At 44.8% G+C, this 529-nt stretch carries 1 protein-coding gene; it reads left to right on the top strand.

Annotation, left to right across the window (positions count from 1 at the left end):
• Nucleotides 1–9: 9 nt before the first annotated feature.
• On the top strand, nucleotides 10–529 hold a 520-nt coding region (locus ACFOMG_RS16600; RefSeq protein WP_376868312.1), incomplete at its 3' end, for an IS110 family transposase.

The following is a 529-nucleotide window of genomic DNA, read 5'->3' as shown; positions in this document are numbered from 1 at the left end:
CGGGAAGGGTTGATAAAGGAACGAACGGCAGTAATTAATCGTATACGCTCATCCTTTTCTGAATTCGGAGTGGCGATACCTGCAGGACCAAAGCGACTGAGGCAATGGTTGTCTGATTCGTACGGCGATGTGGAAAATTACTTACCAGCAACACTTAATCGCCTGATGCTTCGGATGGTTGATCGCTTAAACTATATTGAGTCTGAGATTTGTGACCTTGATAAAGAGATCAACGATCAGAATAAGTCCGATGAACGTTGTAAACGATTAATTGAAGTTCCTGGTGTAGGTCGCTTGGCAGCTTCGGCGATAGTAGCAAGTGTCGGTAATGCTAAAGAATTTCGATCAGGACGAGAATTCGCAGCTTGGTTGGGACTGGTCCCAAGGCAACATTCAAGTGGTGGAAAGCAAAATTTACAAGGCATCAGCAAGCGAGGTGATGCTTATATTCGTAAGATGCTAATCCATGGTGCCAGAGCCGTAATTCGTCATATGAATAGGAATAACGCTCCGGTAGATTGGCTTGAAG

Origin of the sequence: Bacterioplanoides pacificum, assembly GCF_042648445.1 — a bacterium.
Lineage (GTDB): Bacteria > Pseudomonadota > Gammaproteobacteria > Pseudomonadales > Oceanobacteraceae > Bacterioplanoides > Bacterioplanoides pacificum.
The sequence above is the reverse complement of the archived record's forward strand: the minus strand, read 5'-3'. Positions and strand labels throughout refer to the sequence as shown.